The sequence below is a fragment of the Dialister hominis genome, from assembly GCF_007164725.1.
GTDB lineage: Bacteria > Bacillota > Negativicutes > Veillonellales > Dialisteraceae > Dialister > Dialister hominis.
Map to the genome: position 1 here is coordinate 234,749 of NZ_AP019697.1, position 22,531 is coordinate 257,279.

Consider the following 22,531-nt stretch of genomic DNA (forward strand, 5'->3'; position numbering starts at 1 on the left):
ACTTTTTGGAGGATATATGAATATAACGATCAGAGAAGTGACGGAAGAAGACGCAGAGGCGCTCTCTGCCATCTATCGTCCGTATGTGGAAGAGACGGGAATCACCTTCGAGTACGTACCGCCCGATGCGGAAGAATTCAGACGCCGCATACAGCACACGAAGGAAAAGTATCCTTACCTTGCCGCCTGCGATGAAGGCAGGATCATCGGCTATGCCTACGCCGGGACTTTCATAGGAAGAAGCGCCAGCGACTGGAATGTGGAGCTTTCGATTTACATGGACAGGAACGAAAAGGGAAGAGGCGCAGGGCGCATGCTTTATGAAGCGCTCGAAGAGAAACTTAGGAAGATGGGAGTCATCAACCTGTATTCCGCCATTGCGTGCCCGTCGGGTGAGCCCGATGATTTCCTGGACAATGGAAGCCGCGATTTCCATGAGCACCTCGGATTTCATGAGACGGCACATTTCAGGAAGTGCGGTTTCAAAACGGGCCGCTGGGTCGATCTCATCTGGATGGAAAAGACCATCGGAGACAAGGAAGGCGCGCCGGGAAAATTTTATCCATGGAATGAAGTGAAATAAGAAGAAGTGAAATAAGACTTAACTTATATAAGATGGGGCTGTGACAAAATGTGCAATCATTTCGCCACAGCCCCTTTTGCGTGGGGAGATTCCATTAGAAGATTATCCAACACATTTATATATTTGTGTTATCTGAAAACCTAAAAACCTCGCTGCGCCTTGAGGAAAACCATACAACCGCAGCTTTACTGCGTGGGAACTACTGTATTCGTCAGTTACGCTGCCACCTAGTACCATATAAGTGTAGTCAGATAGGTCGCTCCTATCTACTGCACTTATTTTTTCGTATGATAAGGGAAGCAGTTGGTCTGTCGAAAGCCCACCTTGGTGCAGATGCTTTTTACTGCCACCGCAGAGAAGTGCGACAGCCAACCCCTTGTTGTATGCGCCCGAGTAAGCAGGTTGTCCCTTTCATAGAGAGGCATACGTGTAACAAACTAGGTTGGGATAGGTAATAAGTGTGGCTGGCTACAAAGATTCAACTGACTGCTAAATATTTTTTAAAGGAGGTTGAATTAGTATGACTCGTATCAGTGTCGGTGTTGATGTGTCAAAGAACAGGAGTACCGTATGTATTATGGACCAGGACGGGAAAGTCATTATGCGGCCGTTTCTTGTCTGGCATTCGACTGAGGAGCTCGATTTTCTTGCAGATACGCTCAAGAGGCTTAATGGAGAGGTTAGAGTCATTATGGAATCGACCAGTATTTACCAATATCCGATTGCTCTTCACCTTAAAGAAAGAGGACTTTTTATCTCTATCGTCAATGCATATGAGATGAAGCAGTTCGCTAATATAGATTTTAGAGGCGGCAAAACGGATAAGAAGGACTCCCGCACCATTGCCAGTTACGGAATTAGTTATTGGGATAAGCTGGTGGAATGGCAGATTCCCAAAGACACCTATTTTAACCTGGATCTGCTAAACAGAACCTATATGAACGCGAAAAAACATCGTCAGATAATCCTTCAGGAACTGCAGCATTATATTGACTGTGCTATGCCGGGAATGGATAAAGAGCTTCATTCTCTCAATCTGTCCACTAAGAAAGACTTTATGCTGGATTTTGTGGAGAAATTTTGGCATCGTGATGAGATCGTAAATATGACAGAGGCTGAATTTACCGAAGTTTTCACTGCTTGGGCAAAGAAAAAGGGATACCGCCCAGTCGAAGGTAAAGCCGCTAAGATTTACGCGATCGCCAAAAGCTGTATCCCTTATTACCCAGCAAATCCAACGGTTAAAACCATTCTCCAATGTATCGTCGACAAGCTGAGCGGAGTCAACAGGACTCTTGTCACCATAGTAACACAAATGATTGAAGAGGCCAAGAAACTTCCTGAATACCAGATTGTTAGAGAAATGCCAGGCGTTGGAGATCCATTAGCAGCAAGATTCTTCGGCTCCGCAGGAGATATCCGGCGATTCAAAAACTCAAAGGCACTGGTCGCATATGCCGGGATAGATTCACCTCCCGATGAATCCGGAGATTTCAGTAGTACGCATAGGCATATAACAAAGAAAGGCTCGAAAGTATTTCGTGACACTGGTTACGAAATAATGATGGCTTTAAGGGCTCAGAAGAGAACATGGGAAAAGGTCAGGAAAAATCCTGATGTTTATGATTATATGCTCAGGAAAGAAGCAGAGGGAAAGCCACCAAAAGTAGCAAAGATTGCAGCTTTAAACAAATTCTTACGGATAATATATGCACGAATAAAAGAGTTATACGATAATATGGCACTTGCAGAAAGAGCCAAAACTAAAACCAGATCCAAAACCAGAGCTAAAACTAAAGTCACCGCCTAAGCTCAATGAATTAGCAAGATTTAACTAAAGAAAAGCGCGAAAAAACCGAGGGAAAGATCGGCCTCTTTGTGCTGCCAAAATTAAGTAGAAGAAGGGAAAAACGCCAGATTTAGAAAAAAGTTGCAAAAAAAATGAAATTGGCACTTGCTTTTTGGTAGCAGGACTTCTCCTTTCGGAGCAAGGTTAACACCCTCAAACCTCGCTTCGCTCGAGAAAAGGGAAAGCAGAGTTTTAACGGATTTTGTCACAGCCCAATTTTCTATTGCTAAAAATGAATTGTAAACGTTGAAACGGGAATACAGTTGTTATATCATAAAGATGTTGTTAACCGATTTATTTTAGACGAAGAACAATTGGAGGCAGGATGGTAAAGAACATGACAGCAGAACAGGGCAGGACGAAGGAAATCGTGCTCTTCGGCCTGTTCACGGCGCTGACGGCAATCGGCGCATTCATCCGCATACCGGTTCCGGTTTGTCCCTTCACGCTGCAGCTTCTCTTCACGACGCTGGCAGGGCTGATCCTGGGGAGCAGGAGAGGCGCGCTTTCCGTCGGGCTGTACGTCCTTCTGGGCCTTTCAGGCGTGCCGGTCTTCACGGAAGGAGGCGGTCTTTCTTACATCTTCCAGCCAACGTTCGGCTACCTCATCGGATTCATCGCGGGCGCCTGGGTGACGGGCAGGATCCGCGAGATCACGGGCGGGAAATCGTTTGGACAGATTCTTCTGGCAAACCTTTCCGGGCTTCTGGTCGTCTATCTTTTCGGCATGGTGTATGTCTATATCATCAATAATTTCTACCTTGGAACACCGATCGGCATCTGGCCGGTCGTGCTGTATTGCTTCATTCTGGCGGTGCCGGGGGACATTTGTCTCTGCCTTCTGGCGGCTGTCATGGCAAGGCGTCTCGAAAGAGCAGCCGGGGATTTCATCCGGTAATTTCAACGAAAGAAGGAGCATGAAATGAGCAAAGGACTTTTCATTACAGGAACGGACACGGATATCGGCAAGACGTATGTGACGGCGCTGATCGTCAAGACGCTGAGAAAGTCGGGCTATGACGCAGGCTACTACAAGGCGGCCATCAGCGGAGCACCCACGGTCGCTGCGTCGGATGCGGGCTTCGTCAACAAGTTCGCGGACATCAATGAACCGGAGGACATGATTCTTTCCTATCTCTACCAGCATGCCGTTTCTCCGCATCTGGCAGCACAGATGGAAGGAAATCCGGTCGAGCTTCCTGTCGTCGAGAAAGCATGGAAACGCGTGACGGAGAAATTTCCCTACGTCGTCATGGAAGGATCCGGCGGCATTGCATGCCCGATCCGCCGCGATGAAAAAGCAAAGATCGACCTGACAGACATCATCAGGATGCTGAAGCTTCCGGTCCTCGTCATTGCAGACGCCGGCCTTGGCACGATCAACCATGTCGTCACGACGATCGAATACACCAGAGCGCGCGGCATCCCGGTGAAGGGCGTCATCCTCAATAACTGGAAGGGCGGCGTGATGGAAGAGGACAATATCAAGATGATTGAAGAAATGTCCGGCGTTCCTGTCATTGCCAAGGTCAAGAGAGGGGACGAGATCCTCACCTGCGATCCGAAAGTACTGGCAGACTGCTTCGACGAAGCGTAAATATTCCGGCGGCCGTACACCGCTTATGAAAAGGAAAAGGAGAATCCAATGACTGAAAAAATTGACTGGCAGGCAGAAGACAAAAAATATATCTGGCATCCCGCCATGCAGATGAAAGACAACGAAGTATTTCCTCCGGTCGTCATCGACCATGCCAAGGGCGTCTACCTCTATGACACCGAAGGCAAGCCTTACCTCGACATCATTTCCTCCTGGTGGTGCAACCTCCTCGGCCACTGCAATCCGGAAATCAACGAAGCGCTGAAGCGTCAGATCAACACACTCGAACACGTCATCTTCACGAACTTCTCCCACAAGCCGGCCATCGAGCTCTCCCGCGAACTTGCTGAGCTCCTGCCGAGGGGACTCACAAAATTCACCTATCACGACAATGGTTCCTCTGCTGTCGAAGCGGCGATGAAGATGGCATACCAGTACCACAACCAGACCGGCCATCCGGAAAGACAGAAATTCATGTGCCTGGATTCCTCCTACCACGGTGAAACCATCGGCGCCCTTTCCGTCGGCTCCATAGACGACTACGCAGGCATTTTCCATCCGCTCCTCATGGACAATATCCATTTCAAAGGCCTTGACTGCTACCGCTGCCCGTACGGCAAGGCAAGAGAGACATGTAATATCGAATGCTTCGAAAGCGCAGAAGAAGCCTTCGAGAAATTCGGCAAGGAAACCGCAGCCTGCATCGTAGAGCCAGTCCTCCAGGGCGCTGCCGGCATGAGAATGTACCCGCCGGCCTACCTGACAAAACTCCGTGCACTCTGTGACAAGTACGGCGTGCTCCTCATCGACGACGAAATCGCAGCCGGATTTGGCCGCACAGGCAAACTCTTTGCCATCGAACACGCAGGCGTCAGCCCGGACATCCTCTGTACATCCAAAGGCCTCACTGCAGGCTACATGCCGATGTCCATCACCGTCACCACCGACAAAGTCTATGACGCCTTCTACGACGACTACGGCACTCACAAAGCCTTCGTCCACAGCCACACCTATGCAGGCAACCCGATGGGCTGCGCCATCGCCCTCGAAGTCCTGAAAATCATGAAACGCGATCACATCCTGGACAAAGTCAACGAAGACGGCAAGTACCTCCACGAAGAACTCATGAAAGCCCTCGGCCATCATAAGAACGTAGGCGAAATCCGCCACATCGGCCTCATCAACGCCATCGAACTCGTAGAAGACCCGGCCACAAAGAAAGCCTTCCCGGCTGAAAAGAGAATCGGCTGGCATGTCTTCCGTAAAGCCATGGCCAAAGGCCTCGTCCTCCGTCCGATGGGTGACGTCATCTACTTCAACCCGCCGCTCAACATCTCCAGAGAAGACCTCGACAAAGGCGTCGCACTCTGCAAGGAAGCCGTTGAAGCAGTACTGGGGGAATGAAATAGGGAAGAATAAGGAATAAGAAATAAGAAATACGAAATACGAAAAGGAGAGCCATCGAGGCCCTCCTTTTCGTGTGGGAATCCTTCCCACAAAACCGTACAACCGCGGCAAGGCCGCGGGGAAACTTCACCTCTTTCGTCGCCTAACGGCGCCACTTCCTCCGTGGAGGCAGCTTTTGGCTAGTCCGCTTGCCGGTATTCCCATATTTTGAGAGGATGTTCCCTTCAAAACCATACAACCGCGGCCTTGCCGCGTGGAACTTCAGTTTTCGTCGTCTAACGGTGCGGCCTCCCGCTGTGTGGGCAACTTTCGGTTGGCCCGCTTGCCGATATTCTCATTTGATGCTCAACTGGTACATCGGGATTGTCATGCTTTAGGCTTCCCCACGGGAGCTGGCGACGGAGTCGACTGAGGAGGTGCAGTTTCTCAGCCGCAGGCTGGTTTTATGGTTTTTAAAAGAGATGCAGTTTCCCTTGTTTTCATATTTCCTTCGGAACGAGGTCTTCGTGGCCTAGTTCTTTCAGACGTTCAATGGTAATGTAGTCGATTTGGTCGCATACGGAGTCAAAGTATTTAACCAAATCCCAATTGGTATAACGCAGGACGCAGTTGTTTTGGATTTCCAGTTTTTTGGTGCGCCACTGGTCGTATTTCAGTCCGAAATCTGAGTAGTGCTGGGATCCGTCGAGTTCGATGATGAGTTTCGCTTTTGGACAGTAGAAGTCAGCGATAAATTGCCCGATTATGTATTGCCTTCTGAAGTGTGGACGATAGAATTTCAGGAATTCATACCACAGCTTGGACTCCTGCCTTGTCATGTTGTTTCTAAGTGCTCTCGAACGGTCTTTCATTTGATTGCTTAGCGGCATGTGTTCTTTCATGAGAAGCTCCTTTCCTGCCAAATTTCCGTGAATATTCTTTCTTATTTATACAAGAAAAGGCGTGTCAGAAGCAATACATTTCCTAATCCAAAAACCCCTCCGGCTTTCGGCCGGAGGGGTTTCCTTTTCTGTATTTTTTTAAGATATATGCAGCGTGTTTTTGAAGTCTTTGATGTAGTGTCTGGATACCGGAACTTTTTCCTTGGGGAAGTAGTTCATGGTGAGGAGGAGGGTGCCGTTGTCCTGGCTTTCTAGTTCCTGGATCATGGCAAGGTTTACGATGTAGCCTTTGTGGGTGCGGAAGAAGCCGTGGGGCGCGAGGAGCTGTTCGGCGTCTCTTAGGGCCATCTTGGATTCTATGATGCCGCTGGTGGTGTAGAAGAGGGAGCGGTCGGATTTTTCTGTGGAGATGATGATGATTTCCTGTGCGGGGGAGATCATGACTGTCTTGTCCTTGGTCTGAAGGGAGATGCGCTGGGAGGTGTTGATGATTTCTCCCGGGGAGCGGTGGTTTTCGCGGAGTTCGAGGCTGTCTGCGTATCTTTTGATGGTTCTCTGGATGCGTTTTTCATCGTAGGGTTTCAGGATGTAGTCGAAGGCTTCGAGATCGAAGGCCTGGACGGCGAACTGGCTGTAGCCTGTGGCGAAGACGATTTTGACGGGATAGTCTCTTCTCTGGATTTCCTTGGCGCATTCGAGGCCGTTCATGAAGGGCATTTCGATGTCAAGGAAGAGGATGTCTACGTTCGGGTGGACGTTCAGGAAGTCGAGGACTTCTTTTCCGTTCTTGCATTCTCCGACGATCTGGACGCCGGGAATGGTCGCGAGTTCGTATTTCAGTTCTCCTCTGGCAGGGATTTCGTCATCGGCTACCAGGACGCGTATGTCTTGCATGGTTCAAAGGCTCCTTTTTCTGTTTCAGACTGTGGGATTTGGTGAAAGGTTCATGGCTGCATTTTCTTCAGCTTCGGCCTGTTCGGCTGCTTTTTCTTCTTCAGCGGTGACTTTCGGAATGTTCGTGAAGACGAGGGTGCCTCTTCCTTTGCGGCTGATGATGTGGAGGCCGCTTCGTTCTCCGAAGAGGGAGATGAGGCGCTGGTGGACGTTGATGAGTCCTATGTGGTCGCGGCGTTTGTGATCGCGGAGGAGTCTCTTCCTCTTGGCTCTTGCGATGCCGACGCCGGTGTCGTAGACGTAGATCTTGTAGTGGTCGTCATGCTCGATGAGGCCTGCTTTGATCTGCCCGCCTTCAGGACGTTTGAAGATGCCGTGGATGACGGCGTTTTCTACGAGGGGCTGAAGGAGAAGGGGCGGGACCATGATGTCGTCGAGCTTGTCTTTCGGGAAGTCGTATTCGATCTGGAGACGGTCGCCGAAGCGGGCTCTTTCGAGTTCCGTGTAGCACTCGATGACGTGAAGCTCTTCAGAAAGGGGGATGAGCTTGGACGGGTTGTTGAGGCTGTGGCGGAAGTAGTCGGACAGGTACTGGATGAGGCGTCTGGCTGTTTCCGGATCGCTTCGGACGTAGTAGGAAATGGTGTTTAGTGTGTTGTAGAGGAAATGCGGATTGATCTGCGCCTGGAGGGCCCGGATTTCCGCTTCGGCCAGCAGGTTTTCCTCTTCCTTCAGTTTCTCGGACTCGTAGATAGATTCGAGGATGTGGCAGATGCCGTGAAGGAATTCGGTGCCTGTATTGGTGAAGGTGTCTCCTTTGGATTTGGCGGCGAAGATGGAGCCGACGACTTTGCCCTTGTACTTGACGGGAAGGGTGATGAGGTGAGGGAGGTCAGGAAGCGAGTGCTGCAGTTTCAGTATCGCGATTTCCGCATCGCCCTGGTTCTTGTCGGCGTCGTCTTTATAATTGGTTCTTGTATAAATCTGATCATTATATAAGATGGCGGCCCAGATGAGGCTGGGGAGCGATGTCGTCATGATTTCCGTGACGCGCGCGACGGAGAAGGATTTGAATCCGTCGTGAAGTGTCGAGAAAAGTGTGATGACGGCATTGAAGGTGCTCTTTGTCGTCTGTGTCTTTTCGGAGTCTCTCTGGTGGATGAAGAATTCCATGGCCAGGTAGAAGATGCTGACGGCAATCGTGTTTGTCGCGATAATCGGAAGCGACAGGTGGAAGAAGTTCACCGGATATGTCGTGGTCGTCGGCCAGGTGAGGAAGGCGAAGAAAATCCAGAAGAGGAATTCAAGGATGAACGCATAGAGGAAGGACCAGAACCAGAGATTGTGGTAGTGATGCTTCAGACGGTAGGAGAGGAATCCTGCCGCGATGCCCTGGATGATGGAGAGTCCGCCGTGGATGAAGGAGGAATCCGTATTGATGAAGAAGGCGCGGTGGATGCCGACGATGGTGCCGACGGCCGTCCCTACGATCGGTCCTCCGACGAAGCCACCGAGGATGATCCCGACGGCTCTGAAATTGATGATCCCGCCTCCGGCTCTGACGTTCCAGTACGTCCCGCAGAGTCCTATGACAGAGAATAGTATGATGAAAATTCCTATTTGCTGCCTTGTGAATTCCTTTGCCGTGATGGCCTGCCTGAAGAAGGAGGTGCGGCAGATGAGGAGAAGGAGCAGAAGGAATAAGGATATGCCAAACCAGACATGCTGGATCCCTATGATCCAATTAGGTTCCATGTTGTCACCTCAAAATGCTAAATCAAGTAAGCGGTGTATTTTGCCCGAAAAGTGCGATGAAGGCCGCCTCCGGGAATAAGTATATTATAATTAATACCTTATGTATGTGCAAAGAATCATAGATTATTCAGTATGTATTACAAAATGGGATTAATAACCACTTTCTCAAGAAGTTCCGGTCAATGCAGATTTTTCTATAAGTGTTTTATCTATGATGTAATTAACGGATAATTGCATCTCATCTGCGAATATCTGCATCTTACCCGTCTTGCATCTTACCCTTTTGTACTTGCATCTTATCGCAAAAATAGAGAAGTGACTTTACATTTCCTATATACTGTAACCGATGAAATTCAATGGAATATCTGTGTCTTATGCGCATATATTACTACCATTATACCAAATCTTTCGGGTGGTGCGCGAGAGGCGGATTTCCCGAAAGGGGTGAATTGATTCTGGCTCGTAGCCTTCTGGGAAGAGAAGGCTGTTATAGAGTAAATTCATGTACAGAAAACTGTACGAGTAAAGAAAGGAAGGGATTTTCATGATTATTTATGGTGTTGCTCTTCTGGCAGGCTGCTTCATGGTCGGCAACCTGATCGGCGACATGCTGGGCGTTGTTCTGGGGGTCAAGGCTAACATCGGCGGCGTAGGTTTCGCTATGTTGTTCCTGATCATCATCTCCACCTGGGCACAGAAGAAAGGTCTCATGAAGGAACCAGAAGAACAGGGTATCAAATTCTGGTCCGCTATGTACATTCCGATCGTCGTAGCAATGAGCTCCATCCAGAACGTAGCAGCTGCACTGAGCGGCGGCGTAGTCGCACTCGCAGGCGGCGCTCTGGCAGTAGCAGTTGGTTTCCTCCTGATTCCGGTACTGGCTAAGAAACAGCCATCCGCAGAAGTATCTGCAGCAAAACCGGAAGACAAGAAATAATTCTAGAAAAGAAAAGGAGGTAACAACATGGATATTGTAGCTATTGCAACAAAACTGTTCAATTCAAACGGCATGGTCTTCTCGTTTATGCTTCTTGGTATCATCATGTATTTCGCTTACAAAATTGGGAAGTTGACTCATGGCCGTATCCACGGCAGTGCTATCGCTATTTTCTTCGGTCTGGTTCTCGCTTATATCGGCGGTGCAATGACCGGAGGCCACAAAGGTATCGCTGACGTTCCGCTCTTCGCAGGCATGGGCCTCGTAGGCGGCGCTATGTTCAGAGATTTCGCCATCGTTTCCACCGCATTCGGTGCTGACCTGGAAGAAATCAAAAAAATCGGTGTAAGAGGCGTTCTGTCCCTGTTCATCGGTGAATTCATCTGCCTGCTCGCAGGCTTCGCTGTTGCTTATCCGCTGGGATACACTGATCCAATCGATCTGGTAACCATCGGCGCAGGCATTGCAACATTCGTTGTAGGACCTGTTACCGGCGCAGCACTCGGTGCTTCTTCTGAAGTTATCGCTATTTCCATCGCAGCTGGCGTTGTTAAGTCCGTACTCGTTATGGTCGTAACTCCGTTCGTTGCTAAGATTTTCGGCCTTGACAACCCGCAGTCTGCTATGGCATTCGGCGGCATCATGGGCACCACTTCCGGCACCGCTGCTGGTATGGCTGCTGTTGATCCGAAGCTCGTTCCATACGCAGCTATGACAGCAACATTCTACACCGGCCTCGGCTGCCTGCTCTTCCCATCTGTATTCTATTTCCTGACTCAGATGATCTTCGGTTAATCCGAACCAACAATGTGATTTAACAGAGGTCTGACGCAGCTCCCGCGCCGGATCTTTGGTTAACTCATGCGCCGGCTGACGTAACTTTTACAGACGCGGGCGTAAGAGCTGTACTATAATAATAAGGGGCAGGAGCAATGAAAAACCTGTCATTCATTTGTTTTTATGTTTATTGTGTATAGAAAGGATTGAGAAGATGTTAGAAATCAAACCAAGCACGAAAAACTGGAACACCAGAGGCGAAGACACCGCTGCAAGACTGAAAGATGGTTCTGCATACGCTAAAGGCAAGATCGTAGCTGCTGAAGATACCGTAAAACTCCTCGAAGCAGTACTCCGTCCAGGCGACAAAGTCAATATCGAAGGCGATAACCAGAAACAGGCTGATTTCCTCGCAAAACAGCTTTGCGAAGTAGATCCGACCAAGGTTCATGACCTTCATATGATCCAGTCCACCCTGTCCATTCCGGAACATCTCGATGTTTTCGAAAAGGGCATCGCTCACAAACTTGATTTCGCATATGCAGGAAGCCAGGGCAAACGTCTGGCTCAGATGGTGCAGAACGGCGGCGTAGAACTCGGCGCTATCCATACTTATCTGGAAATGTACTCCCGCTACTTCATCGACCTGGTACCGAGAGTTTCCCTCGTTACCGCTGATGCAGCTGATGCTGAAGGCAACATCTACACCGGTTTCTCCACTGAAGATACACCAGCTATCGTTGAAGCAACCAAATTCAACCAGGGCATCGTAATTTTCCAGGTCAACAAGATTGTTGACAAACTGCCAAGAGTCGATATCCCGGCTGACTGGGTTGACTATGTCATCGAAAGCCCGACACCTTACATGCTGAACCCGCTGTTCACCCGCGACCCGGCAAAGATCACCAACGAACGTATCCTCAAAGCTATGATGGCTATCAAAGGCATCTATGCTGAATACGGCGTAAAGGTTCTGAACCACGGCGTAGGCTTCGATACAGCTGCTGTAGAACTGATTCTCCCGACCTTCGCTGAAAATCTCGGCCTGCGCGGCAAGATCTGCACCCACTGGGTACTGAATCCGCATCCGACCCTGATTCCGGCTATCGAAACTGGCTGGGCACAGGCTATCTACTCCTTCGGTTCCGAAGTAGGTATGGAAGAATACATCAAAGCTCGTTCCGACATCTTCGCTATCGGACCGGACGGCACCATGCGTTCCAACCGTGCATTCGCACAGGCGGCTGGCCACTATGCAGCTGATATGTTCATCGGCTCCACCATGCAGATCGACCGCTTCGGCAACAGCTCCACCGCTACAAAGAACAACGTAGCAGGCTTCGGCGGCGCTCCGAACATGGGCTGCGATGCTAAAGGCCGTCGTCATGTAACCGAAGCTTGGAAGAAAGCCGGCGAAGAAGTAGCTAACCGCTATGAACTCATGGGCGACAGAAACCGCGGCAAGAAGCTGGTTGTTCAGATGATTACCACCGTTTCCGAAAAAGGCTTCCCGGGCTTCGTAGAACAGCTTGACGCTGTAGCTCTGCAGAAGAACGCAAACCTGGATCTGGAACCAATCATGATCTACTCTGATGACCTGACCCACATCGTATCCGAAGTAGGTATCGCTTACCTCCACAAGTGCCACAACATGGAAGAAAGAATGAACGCTATCCGCGCTGTAGCAGGCAAGACAGAAGTAGGCAAACTCGAAGATCCGGAAATCACCAAGAAACTCCGCAAGGAAGGCATCGTAAAACTTCCGGAAGACCTCGGTGTCAACCCGGCTGAAGCAACCAGAGATCTGCTGGCTGCTAAGAACATGAAGGACCTCGTTGACTGGTCTGGCGGACTCTATGATCCGCCGGCTAAATTCAGAAACTGGTAATCCATTCAGTTCTTGAGTAAAGCTGTGAAATAAAAGGGGCTGTGACAAAATGTGCAATCATTTTGCCGCAGCTCCTTTTTGCGTGGGTATAGTGGGTATATTCGATTAGAGGATTATCTAACAAATGTATTTATCGACTCTATCTGAAAACCTCAAAACCTCGCTGCGCTCGAAAACTACTGTATTCCCGGTCTCCGACCGGACCTTCTCCTTCGGAGCAAGGTCAACACCCTTAAACCTCGCTTCGCTCGAGAAAAGAAAAAAGCAGCGTTTTAACGGATTTTGTCACAGCCCCTTTTTGTTATTCTGGAATTTGTTTCTGTGATTCTGAAATGAGGTCTTCGTGGCCTAGTTCTTTCAATCGTTCACTCGTGATGCTTTCAATGTGTTTGCATACACCGTTAAAATTGAAGAAGATATCAGCTTCAGAGTACCTGAGAACACCGTTGCTCTGAAGTTCGCTTTTCCGCTGATTCCACTTTTCGTATGACAGGCCCAAATCGGAATGCCGGCTTTTGTTCTCTACTTCTATGATGAGTTTTGCTTTAGAGCAGTAGAAGTCAGCAATATAATTTCCAATCACAAATTTCCTTCTGAAGCGGGGCTGATGCTTCCTGAGGAACCTGAACCAAAGATTCGATTCCATACCTGTCATTGTTTTCCTCTGCGCCTTGGCACGTTCTTTCATTTCTCTGTTGAGGGGCGTAAAGTCAGCCATAATTTTCTCATTTCTAACATCTAAATTTTTTCCGGATACTCTTCCTTATTTATACTATATTAATTACATAGTATGCAATATACTTTTCACAAAAAAGGAGCAGCCCTTTTCAGAACTGCTCTTTCTAATTCCTATTCAATTAATTGTTTGCAGATTTCTCACTTCTAAGGAGGATGACCTGGTTCTTCCCTGCGCCTTTTGCGGTGTAGAGGGCGCTGTCCATTCTTCTGTAGAAGCTTTCGAGTGTTTCTCCTTCGTAGGAGGTGGTGACACCGAAGCTTGCAGTGACGGCTTTGCCGTCTGGCAGGATGTCTGCTTCTGCGAAGTTTTTTCTCATGCGGTCAGCTACTTTCTCGGACTGGTCGATGTCCGTGTCCGGCAGGAGAATGACGAATTCGTCGCCGCCCCAGCGGCCGGCATAATCGGTCGGGCGGACGCCGCTTTTCATGATGTCGGCAAGGCGGATGAGTACATCGTCGCCGACGCTGTGTCCATAGGTGTCGTTGATATGCTTGAAGGAGTCGATATCAATCATGATGGCTGAGAATGTGTGGTGCGTCTTGTTGGTGTCTTCTATGAGGTGGCGGAGGACCCACTCGATGCGGCCTCTGTTCAAAAGGTCCGTCAGGCTGTCGTGGCTGGCTACGAAGGCGAGCTTCTGGTAGGCGTCGGACAGTTCCTTGGATGTGACGGTGATGAAGGAGGCAAGGCGCTGAACGGTGGAGAGGGAGTCATCGAGGTTCAGTGCCGGGTCGTTTTCCATATGCGACGGGTCACCGGTGATGTCTGCGATGGTTCTCTTATGGTCTTTCGTTTCTTCACGGAAGGCAGCGGAAACAAGGTTCATGTTCATTGTGTAAACGTGGCCTTCGATGCGGTCGATTTCACCTCTGGTGTAACCACCGGCAGCAGGCGTGATTCTTTCGTAGGCGCTCAGGATCTGGTTGACGTCGTCTTTCAGATAGTATCTTCTGACGACGCAGGAGAAGAGGAGCATGCCCTGCGGTCCGAAGTCGCGGATGCGGCCTAAGACTCTGCGGCTGCCATTGATGATTTCATTCGGGTCGCCGTATGCCATGCGGAGCTTGTCTCCAACGTGGAGGGCGATGTTGAATACGAGAGAGCCGTCTTTGCGGCAGCTCATCGGAAGGCGGGCGAGTTCGACACCGTCTTTTTCGACGACGAGCGAAAAGCTCAGTGTCTTCTTGTCGAAGTCGACAGAAGGGTCGATTTTCAGATATTTCTCATAGAAGTTGACGGCAATATGGTCGAGTTCCTTGATGACCATATTGCCGTCCATGGCGGTAATCGTGACCTGACGGCCCAGCGGCTGCCAGCCGAGTACCGAACGGGTGAGGACTTTGACGGTGCCTCTGAAGAGCATGATGACGAATCCTTCATTCATGATGGCTTCTTTATCAAAGATATAGGATGGCTGATTGAGATCATCCGTGTCTGCGCCGCCGCCGAAGATTGCAACGGATGGCGGGAGCGCTGAAATAGCGTCCAGGAAGGGCTCTACATTGCCCGTGAGCTGGGTTTCCAGGATTTCCACTGCGCGAAGATCCTTCATGTTTCTGCAGACTTCAAAGCACTTCTCAGCCGCATCTTTGATGCTCATGTCTTTCATATTATAGTGCAGCACTTCGACAGGACTTTCGTCAAAGGCCATGAATGAAAGGATGGTCTTTCCCGTATTCATTTGTCCGTCTTCTATGCCGCCTGCGGTCGTGAGCCCTGCGATAGCAGCTCTTGGAAATGCTTTTGAGAGCCCGTCTGTCATTGCCTGGATCAGCGCGGGATCATTCCAGTGTGTGAAAATCGAGATGGAAAGATAGGGTGCAGGAGTTGGGTGAGCTTCCTGGAATGCTTTGATGCATCCGGAAAGTTCAGCAATGTCCTGCAGAGTATACGTGTTTCGATACAAAGCCAATCATTTCCTTTCATGGTACTGTGCTCGGTTTTCATTGAAAGCTAAAGCTTCATTGAACTATATACCGATTTGGGAATACTTGATTATTTTTTTGAACATATATATAACTTTATATTTAGTTTATAATAATAATCACACTTACACATTATAGCACTGGAAAAAAGTGTTTTCAAATGAATCCTTTGAATATTTAAATGTCTTTCTTACCACATGCCGGCGGGCATTTTGTTTCGTAAAACCCTATTCTTTTTGAGATTTCTGCCCACCTCGCTTTCATAGAAACATGTTGATATCTACTTATATTGTAGTACTTTTACAAAAATAAATAAAGAAGATTATTATAAACTATGCAACCGATTCGCAATAAGTGGCCATAAAGGATGCCCTGCTGCCTATCATGCAGGGAAAACGTAAAAATACGGGCGATAATAGCCGCTCTCACAGTAGCGGAGGGTAGCTGCGAAACCGGTGAAAATATCCTTTCGTATGAGCAAAGCGAGGTTTAGCTGTCCCCGTTAGGGGAAAGTGGCGCGAATGCGCCGAAAGGGGTTCATTTTGCTAATCGCAGCTCGGTTGTATGGTGTATAAGAAAGCGCACCACTCAAAAACCGCTGCAGGAGAATGATGGCACATTCTCCTGCAGCGGTTTCCTTTTTTATTCTTCTTCTTTGACTGGATTGATTGTCCTTATGATCCAGCGTTCTCCGCCGGTGAATTTGCTGTTGTGTTTTCTTGCAGCGTCTTCACTTCTCTTGGAAAGATCCTTGACGGCTTCTTCGAGGGAGTGGATGGTTTTCACGGCTGTATCAGAGCGCATGTCTTCTCCGCATACGGGGCAGACGGGCGGGTGGATGAAGGAGGTGTTCACGCGGGATTTGCAGTGCGGGCAAGTGATGAAGTCTGCGCTGAATTTCTTCTCGTTCTGCTCCTTGGAGTAGGAAGCGAGGCGTTCCTGCTTTTCCTTCAGCCTTCTTTCGAGGGAAATCATCTGCGGGGATGGTTCGATGCCGATCTTGTACTTGACGGCGTAGGTGGTCGGTATGGTTTTCAGGTATTCTTTCGCCTGGCGCTTCGTGTTGAAGACTTTTTCCTTGAAGGTGAGTCCTTTGAAGACGCGGTTGGCTTCTCGTTTCGTGAAGCCTTCCTCGACCATGGAGGATTTCATGGCGTCCTTGATCTCGGCTGACGGGTGGGTGATGTCGAATTCCCAGTATTTGTCAGCCCAGAGGGAGGAGGCTTTTGTTTCTCCTTCAGGCGCTGCTGTTTCTTCCTCGGGCTCTGGTGCGGGCGCGGGGATGGATTTCTTTGTCCTGCGCGGCTTGGGCGATTCGCCTTCTGCCTTCTTGCTGCGGGACTTTTTCAGTTTCGCAGGGCCCGCTTCAAATGAAAACAGGTCCGTTTCAGTAAAGTTCGGATCTTTGGACATGTTTAAACTCCTCCGGTAAATAGTTTTGGCTCTATCATACCATGGATATCAAGTATGGTACAGGCGTTCCATGAAATTTTAGCAGAATTATACAGATTTCCTGAGAAAAAGCAAGAAATCTCCCGAAAAAGACGATGGAGCCTTATAGTCCGTTTTTTTTTTTACCGGATGGTTTATAATGTAAAAGTAACTTCATAGAAATGGACAAGGGTGTCCGCGGCATTGTATTTGCCGCGGCCTTTTTTGCGTCCGGAGGCGGGAAAATCCGCAGTTTTCGTTGAAGCGGCGGTTTTCTCATGCTAAAATGAGGGAAATGCATTGACCGGGCAACCAGCTATTTAGGAGGAGGATGTAAGTATGTACAGTATTGCTGCACCACATGCAAAAGGAAAGAGCGCAGAAGACAACATTTTTGCTGCTAACAACAGAGCGATCGCACTGGCTAAGGAAATCGGCGTGGAAAACGTCACCAATGCCACAGTAGGATCCATTCTTGATGAAGACGGAAGCCTCGTCGTTCTTGATGTCGTCAAGCAGGAACTGAAGAACCTGACACCGCCGGAATTCTGCGCATATGCTCCGATCAAGGGCTATGATGAATTCCTGAAGGATTGTATCGATCAGTGCTTCGGCAAGTCCCGTCCGGAAGGATACATCGATGCCTGCGCAACACCTGGCGGCACCGGCGTCCTGCACCATGTCGTGCACAATTATTCCGAACCAGGCGATGAAGTGCTCATTACTGACTGGCACTGGGGCGCTTATGACAGCCTGATCGACGACAACAACCGCAAGGTCCGCACATTCTCCTTCCTGACAAGCGACGGCCATTTCAATGCCGCTTCCTTCAAGGAAAATGTAGAAGATATCCTGAAGAAACAGGACAATATCGTCATCATTCTGAACGGCATTGCCAACAACCCGACCGGCTACTGCATGTCCGTGGCTGAATGGCAGTCTGCTGTCGATGTCCTCAAGGAAGCAACCAAGGATGAAACAAAGAATGCCATCCTGATTGCTGACGTTGCATACCTCGACTACAGCGGCGAAAAGGAAGAATGCCGTGAATTCTTCAAGGTATTCGGCGGACTCCCGAAGAACATCCTCGTCGTTTGTGCATACACCCTTTCCAAGGGCTTCACGATGTACGGCCAGCGCATGGGCGCTATGATCGGCATTTCCTCTGACAAAGACGTCATCAAGGAATACGTCGATATCAACCAGTACAGCAGCCGTGCTACATGGTCCAACTGCAACAGTGCAGCTCAGCATGCAATGATCCGCATCTGCCAGGATCCGGAAAAGATCAAACAGCTCGACGCTGAAAGAGCCAAGTACTACAAGCTCATCCAGGAAAGAGCCGCTATTTTCGTAGAAGAAGCACAGAAAGAAGGAGTGAAGTTCGTTCCTTACATCTCCGGTTTCTTCATCACGATTCCTGTCACCAATTCCCAGGCTGTCTGCGACATCCTTGAAAAGGATCATGTATTCATGGTTCCGCTGAAGAAGGGCATCCGCCTTGCCGTATGCTCCGTTTCCAAGAAAAAGATGCACGGCCTCGCTCACAAGCTCGCTCTGGCTATCAAAGAAGCTGGCGCACAGCAGTAATCTGAAGGGCTTTCTGGAGCCCTGTAAATAAAAAAATGAGGGGTGAAGCTATTGGAAAACTTATTTGCAGCTCTGAATGCAGTACTCAGCTTCGTCACTCCGGTTTCTGACTTCTTCTGGGATTTCCCGAAGATGTTCGGTTTCTGGAAGGACATCCCTGTCTTGGGGTCATTCTCCCTGGCCATCATCGTACTGGTGGGATCAGGCATTTATTTCACACTTCGCCTCGGATTCGTACAGATCCGCCAGTTCATGACGGGCGTGCGGACCCTTGCCACGAGAAGAAGCATCCACACGGGTATTTCTCCTCTGGCGGCCTTCCTCCTTTCGACGGCTATGCGCGTCGGCCCGGGCAACATGATCGGCGTCACGGGCGCGATTGCTGCCGGCGGTCCGGGAGCACTCTTCTGGATGTGGATTTCCGCTTTCTTCGGCATGGCGACAGCCTTCACTGAAGGCACGCTCGCACAGATTTTCAAGGAAAAACGCGGCGACAACTTCGTCGGCGGCCTTCCTTTCTATGCAAGGCGCCTTTGCGGAAATAAGGCATGGGTAGGCGTGGCTCTGTCTGCTCTCTATATCTTCTACGCGCTCATGTGCCTTCCGGCGCAGGGCCTGAACGTCATCACATCCCTGGGCTCGATCGTCGGGCTCGTTGGCGGAGAGGAAATTCCGCTGCGGTCGACATTCTACTACGTCATGTCGATTCTTCTGCTTGTCTTCATCACCTTCATGGCGTTTGGCGGCATCAAGCGTATTTCCCGCTGGGCAGAGATCCTTGTCCCGGTCATGGCAGTCATTTACATCGGCACGGCCATCCTTCTCATTCTCACGAACCTGGGAAGCGTTCCGTACTTCTTCCATGCCGTCTTTGCAGGCGCCTTCAAGCCGGAAGCTGTCTTCGGCGGCGTCCTCGGTACTGCACTCCTGCAGGGCGTCAAGAGAGGACTCATGTCGAACGAAGCCGGCCAGGGCACCATCACGATGGCAGCTGCTTCCGCTGAAGCGCACCATCCGTGCGAACAGGGCATCATTTCCGCTCTCGGCGTATTCCTCGATACCCACGTCATCTGCACCATGACAGGCTTCATCATCATCATGGCTCACCAGTGGGCGCTGAATCCTGAAGAATGGAAAGCGGCAGGCACCTATCCGAAATTCCTGCTCTCCATCCATGCGCTGACTCCGGATCTCCTGCAGACCTTCGTCATGGTCATGGTCTCCATCTGCTTCTGCCTCTTCGCATACACCTGCGTCATGGGCTTCGTTACCTTCTCCGAAATTTCCGGGAACCGTATTTCCAGTTCCACTTCTTTCATCACCGTTCTCCGTCTGCTCTGCGTCTTCGTCACTGCATTCGGCATTGCCTGCAGCATCGCCGGATACGACCTGTCGAACCTCTGGGCATTCTCTGACCTTGCAAACATCATCATGGTATACTGCAACGTTCCGATGCTCTACCTCGGTTTCCGCTACGTAAGAAAAGCCGCTGCCCACTATGCAAAGAACGACGGCACGCCTTTCACCTCCGAAACCATCGGCATGAAAGTCGACTACTGGGACGAAAGAAAAGACGACTAAAAATAAAGAGATGTGGAATCCGCTGTGGGTTTCACATCTTTTTTGTTGGGGAAGGCCAGCCGGGGATGAAACATTATTTCAAGAACGTATGGCGTTTTCTCTTTCTTTTGCATTTCTTTCGCAAGTTAAAGAAAGATTGATAAATAGAAATATAGAAATGTGATAAGTGAAGTGTTATAATGAACTTGAAGGGTAAGAAGACCTTTCACCAACCACTGCCGCAAAGGCAGCGAAATCGGAACACATGCGTTTTCTCCTTTCCGGATTAGATTGTATGTAGTGAATGATAGTTCATGAAACTTATATGCTTTTTTTAGGATTTGAGTTGTCAGTTCTACTGTTAGCTGTTCCGTGTTCCGTACGAGAAAGCTCCGGGAAACCGGGGCTTTTTTGTTGCCTCTGAAAGGTGAAGATTGACAGGAAGGCGCTCTGCGTCTTATCCTTATAAGATAAACAGGAAAAGAGGGAAACCATGAAGACGATATCGATTGTGATGTTTGATGATTTTGAAACGCTTGACGCATTTGGTCCGGCAGAGGTCCTGTCCAAACTGGATGGATACGAGATCCGCTCCGTATCGCTTCTTGGCGGCATCGTGACAAACAGCCAGGGCATCATGGTCGTGACCGAGCGCATGCTCGACGTGCAGGATTCAGATATCCTCATCGTCCCGGGCGGCATGGGAACAAGAACCCTTGTCACCGACGACTGGTTCCTCTCCGGCCTCGGCGATCTTGCCTCGAAGACGAAATGGGTGCTCTCCGTCTGCACAGGCTCTGCTCTTCTGGCGGCGGCAGGCATTTTGGACGGCCGCCACGCGACGACCAATAAGAATGCCTTTGACTGGGTCAGGAACCAGGGGACAAGCGTCCTCTGGGAAAGAGAACCCCGCTGGGTCCGTGACGGCAATATCTATACCGCCGCCGGTGTCTCCGCAGGCACCGACATGGCAGTAGGCTTTGTTGCCGATCAGTTCGGGAAAGAAAAAGCAGAAGAAATCTGCAAGCAGATAGAATACCACTGGTACGACAACGCCGCCCATGATACGTTCTGAAAAGCAAATAAGAAATAAAAAAGAGGTTGTAGAAATGTGCGATCATTTCTACAACCTCTTTTTATTATTTCTTTACTGCTCTTGGTCTCCTTCCGCTCGACTTGATGAACTTCTGTATATAATAGGAAATCTCCGCATAGAGAATCGCAATCGTCAGATGGGCGAGAACAAAGGCAGGCACGTTTGGCGCGCGCATCCGTGTCCCCGTGACAGGAAGCAGGAAAATACGATTTCCCATGTGGAACCCAAACGAGAAGTAAATTCCTGCAGCGGCCAGTGCCACAGCAAGCACCTTAAGGAAAATAGAAATAGTCTTCGTATTTCCCAGGTGCAGAGCCTTCTTGAAACGCGGAAGAAGAGCGCTCCAGTGGATCCCCAGGTGCAGCCCAATTGCAACGAGCATCACATAACCGCCGATCCGGTGAATCCTGTGAACGATGAGCGGCGCATTGATATCCAGCGACAGCTTGTAAGAAATCAGCGGCGCCGTAATCATGACTGCGAGGAACGAACCTATAAGCACGACATCGATCAGAAACGTGAACCGCCTGTCCCAGTTCCACCGCCCGCGCGGAAGAGACTTATACCACTGCCTGTTCAAATAATTATGGAAAATGATGATGACAAAGAAAATCATCCCGAAGATTTCATGATGCGAACTCCCGATCTGGCGGTAATCCAGAATCGCGAGGAATAAGACAAGCATCACCGTGTCTACAATCATACGAAGCTTCATAATAAACCTCCCAAGAACCTCTTTTCTTCATTTTAGCATGCGGTAGGATACCATGTGAAATGCGAAATATGACAGAGAAACTATAGAAGAAATGTATGGAAAAGGAAATCAAAAAAGCTGCAGCGAAACAGGCAATCATTTCGCCACAGCCCTTTTTCAATTAACGCACAGGTTTTGCTGGCGCTTTACGTCCCAATTTCCTAAGATGCATCTGAATGAAGTAAGACACCGCCGCAATACCGATGACATCCACCAAATGTCCCAGCATACCGATATACACGCCGGAAGGATTCAGATTCGGACGCGTGCCCGTCGGAAGAATAAAGTAAATCGCGCCGAGAACGATCCCAAGGACCACGAGCCGGACGATTATTCCAGCTGTCGAAACATTAGCAAGATGCAGCCCGTTCACAAAACGAGGTTTCAAAATCGCCCAGTGAATCCCAAGATGCAGCCCGATCGCCGCCAGCATAAGAGCGCCGCCCGCTTTATGGATACCCTCAAGAAAATGAATATTGAAACCAAGAGAGTAGGAGCGGGAAATGAATGGAGCAGTAAGGAGAACAGCCAGGAAAGAAACAATCAAAAGCCCATCGACCGCAGCCGTATACTTCCTCTCCAGTCCCCAGGACCCTTTACTCAAAGACTTGTACCACTGCCTGTTCCAGTAATTGTGCAAAAAGACCAGAACAAAAAGCACAATGCCCAAAGTCTCATGCCAGTAATTTCCAAGCGGCTTGTACCCGACCACGATCAGAAATACAAACAGCATTGTCATATCCAAAATAAACTGCTTCTTCATCCCGCTCGCCTCCTTGCAAAATCTGTATTGATTCTTTTCTATATTTTAGCATGAACAAACGCTGAATTGTGACAGTTAAACAAAATTTTATCTTTGACATGAGGG

19 protein-coding genes are annotated in these 22,531 nt (G+C 49.4%); 11 read left to right on the forward strand and 8 right to left on the reverse strand.

Annotated features, from left to right (window positions below):
* Positions 1–16: 16 nt before the first annotated feature.
* From Dia5BBH33_RS01060 to bioA, 5 genes are all read left to right on the forward strand, one after another.
* Positions 17–583, forward strand: a complete 567-nt coding sequence (locus Dia5BBH33_RS01060; RefSeq protein WP_143332180.1) for a GNAT family N-acetyltransferase — start codon at positions 17–19, stop codon at positions 581–583.
* A 520-nt stretch (positions 584–1,103) separates the two neighbouring features.
* Positions 1,104–2,393, forward strand: coding sequence for an IS110 family RNA-guided transposase (locus Dia5BBH33_RS01065; protein ID WP_143332181.1), 1,290 nt, complete (start codon positions 1,104–1,106; stop codon positions 2,391–2,393).
* Positions 2,394–2,757: 364 nt separating this feature from the next.
* Entirely contained in the window at positions 2,758–3,330 is a 573-nt protein-coding gene (locus Dia5BBH33_RS01070) for a biotin transporter BioY (protein ID WP_143332182.1), read from the forward strand.
* A 24-nt stretch (positions 3,331–3,354) separates the two neighbouring features.
* Positions 3,355–4,029 carry a dethiobiotin synthase gene (bioD, locus tag Dia5BBH33_RS01075; RefSeq protein WP_108850082.1) on the forward strand — a complete coding sequence of 225 codons (675 nt, stop codon included), beginning with the start codon at positions 3,355–3,357 and terminating at the stop codon, positions 4,027–4,029.
* A 48-nt stretch (positions 4,030–4,077) separates the two neighbouring features.
* Positions 4,078–5,433, forward strand: a complete 1,356-nt coding sequence (gene bioA, locus Dia5BBH33_RS01080; RefSeq protein ID WP_143332183.1) for an adenosylmethionine--8-amino-7-oxononanoate transaminase — start codon at positions 4,078–4,080, stop codon at positions 5,431–5,433.
* A gap of 482 nt (positions 5,434–5,915) precedes the next feature.
* On the opposite strand, the gene Dia5BBH33_RS01085 is transcribed toward bioA, so the two are convergent.
* The 3 genes from Dia5BBH33_RS01085 to Dia5BBH33_RS01095 form a co-directional block, all read right to left on the reverse strand.
* Positions 5,916–6,317: an endonuclease domain-containing protein gene (locus Dia5BBH33_RS01085; RefSeq protein WP_232518064.1), complete on the reverse strand. Its 402-nt coding sequence runs from the start codon at positions 6,315–6,317 to the stop codon at positions 5,916–5,918.
* 138 nt (positions 6,318–6,455) lie between these two features.
* A complete protein-coding gene (locus Dia5BBH33_RS01090; protein ID WP_143332184.1) occupies positions 6,456–7,211 on the reverse strand; it encodes a LytR/AlgR family response regulator transcription factor in 756 nt (251 codons plus the stop codon).
* A gap of 24 nt (positions 7,212–7,235) precedes the next feature.
* Complete coding sequence (locus tag Dia5BBH33_RS01095; protein ID WP_143332185.1) at positions 7,236–8,966, reverse strand: histidine kinase; 1,731 nt, start codon at positions 8,964–8,966, stop codon at positions 7,236–7,238.
* Positions 8,967–9,510: 544 nt separating this feature from the next.
* On the opposite strand from Dia5BBH33_RS01095, the gene madL reads away from it, so the two are divergent.
* The 3 genes from madL (at position 9,511) to mdcA (ending at position 12,568) form a co-directional block, all read left to right on the forward strand.
* Positions 9,511–9,903: a malonate transporter subunit MadL gene (gene madL, locus Dia5BBH33_RS01100; RefSeq protein WP_022383174.1), complete on the forward strand. Its 393-nt coding sequence runs from the start codon at positions 9,511–9,513 to the stop codon at positions 9,901–9,903.
* A 27-nt stretch (positions 9,904–9,930) separates the two neighbouring features.
* Entirely contained in the window at positions 9,931–10,698 is a 768-nt protein-coding gene (gene madM / locus Dia5BBH33_RS01105) for a malonate transporter subunit MadM (protein ID WP_022383173.1), read from the forward strand.
* A gap of 196 nt (positions 10,699–10,894) precedes the next feature.
* Positions 10,895–12,568, forward strand: coding sequence for a malonate decarboxylase subunit alpha (mdcA, locus tag Dia5BBH33_RS01110; protein ID WP_022383172.1), 1,674 nt, complete (start codon positions 10,895–10,897; stop codon positions 12,566–12,568).
* Between the two features lie 301 nt (positions 12,569–12,869).
* On the opposite strand, the gene Dia5BBH33_RS01115 is transcribed toward mdcA, so the two are convergent.
* The 3 genes from Dia5BBH33_RS01115 to Dia5BBH33_RS01125 form a co-directional block, all read right to left on the reverse strand.
* A complete protein-coding gene (locus Dia5BBH33_RS01115; RefSeq protein WP_108850079.1) occupies positions 12,870–13,286 on the reverse strand; it encodes an endonuclease domain-containing protein in 417 nt (138 codons plus the stop codon).
* A gap of 139 nt (positions 13,287–13,425) precedes the next feature.
* The gene (locus Dia5BBH33_RS01120; RefSeq protein ID WP_143332186.1) at positions 13,426–15,213 is read right to left on the reverse strand and encodes a sensor domain-containing diguanylate cyclase; all 1,788 of its coding nucleotides are present in this window, start codon (positions 15,211–15,213) and stop codon (positions 13,426–13,428) included.
* A gap of 661 nt (positions 15,214–15,874) precedes the next feature.
* A complete protein-coding gene (locus tag Dia5BBH33_RS01125; protein ID WP_022383168.1) occupies positions 15,875–16,645 on the reverse strand; it encodes a transcription initiation factor IIE subunit alpha family protein in 771 nt (256 codons plus the stop codon).
* 357 nt (positions 16,646–17,002) lie between these two features.
* On the opposite strand from Dia5BBH33_RS01125, the gene Dia5BBH33_RS01130 reads away from it, so the two are divergent.
* From Dia5BBH33_RS01130 to Dia5BBH33_RS01140, 3 genes are all read left to right on the forward strand, one after another.
* Positions 17,003–18,253 carry a pyridoxal phosphate-dependent aminotransferase gene (locus tag Dia5BBH33_RS01130; protein WP_108850077.1) on the forward strand — a complete coding sequence of 417 codons (1,251 nt, stop codon included), beginning with the start codon at positions 17,003–17,005 and terminating at the stop codon, positions 18,251–18,253.
* Between the two features lie 51 nt (positions 18,254–18,304).
* Positions 18,305–19,834, forward strand: coding sequence for an alanine/glycine:cation symporter family protein (locus Dia5BBH33_RS01135; protein WP_143332187.1), 1,530 nt, complete (start codon positions 18,305–18,307; stop codon positions 19,832–19,834).
* Between the two features lie 472 nt (positions 19,835–20,306).
* On the forward strand, positions 20,307–20,888 hold the full coding sequence (locus Dia5BBH33_RS01140; RefSeq protein ID WP_143332188.1) for a DJ-1/PfpI family protein: 582 nt from the start codon (positions 20,307–20,309) through the stop codon (positions 20,886–20,888).
* Positions 20,889–20,952: 64 nt separating this feature from the next.
* On the opposite strand, the gene Dia5BBH33_RS01145 is transcribed toward Dia5BBH33_RS01140, so the two are convergent.
* Together Dia5BBH33_RS01145 and Dia5BBH33_RS01150 are read right to left on the reverse strand one after the other, a co-directional pair.
* Entirely contained in the window at positions 20,953–21,624 is a 672-nt protein-coding gene (locus Dia5BBH33_RS01145; protein WP_143332189.1) for a DUF4405 domain-containing protein, read from the reverse strand.
* 160 nt (positions 21,625–21,784) lie between these two features.
* Positions 21,785–22,426 carry a DUF4405 domain-containing protein gene (locus tag Dia5BBH33_RS01150; protein ID WP_143332190.1) on the reverse strand — a complete coding sequence of 214 codons (642 nt, stop codon included), beginning with the start codon at positions 22,424–22,426 and terminating at the stop codon, positions 21,785–21,787.
* Positions 22,427–22,531 lie beyond the last annotated feature (105 nt).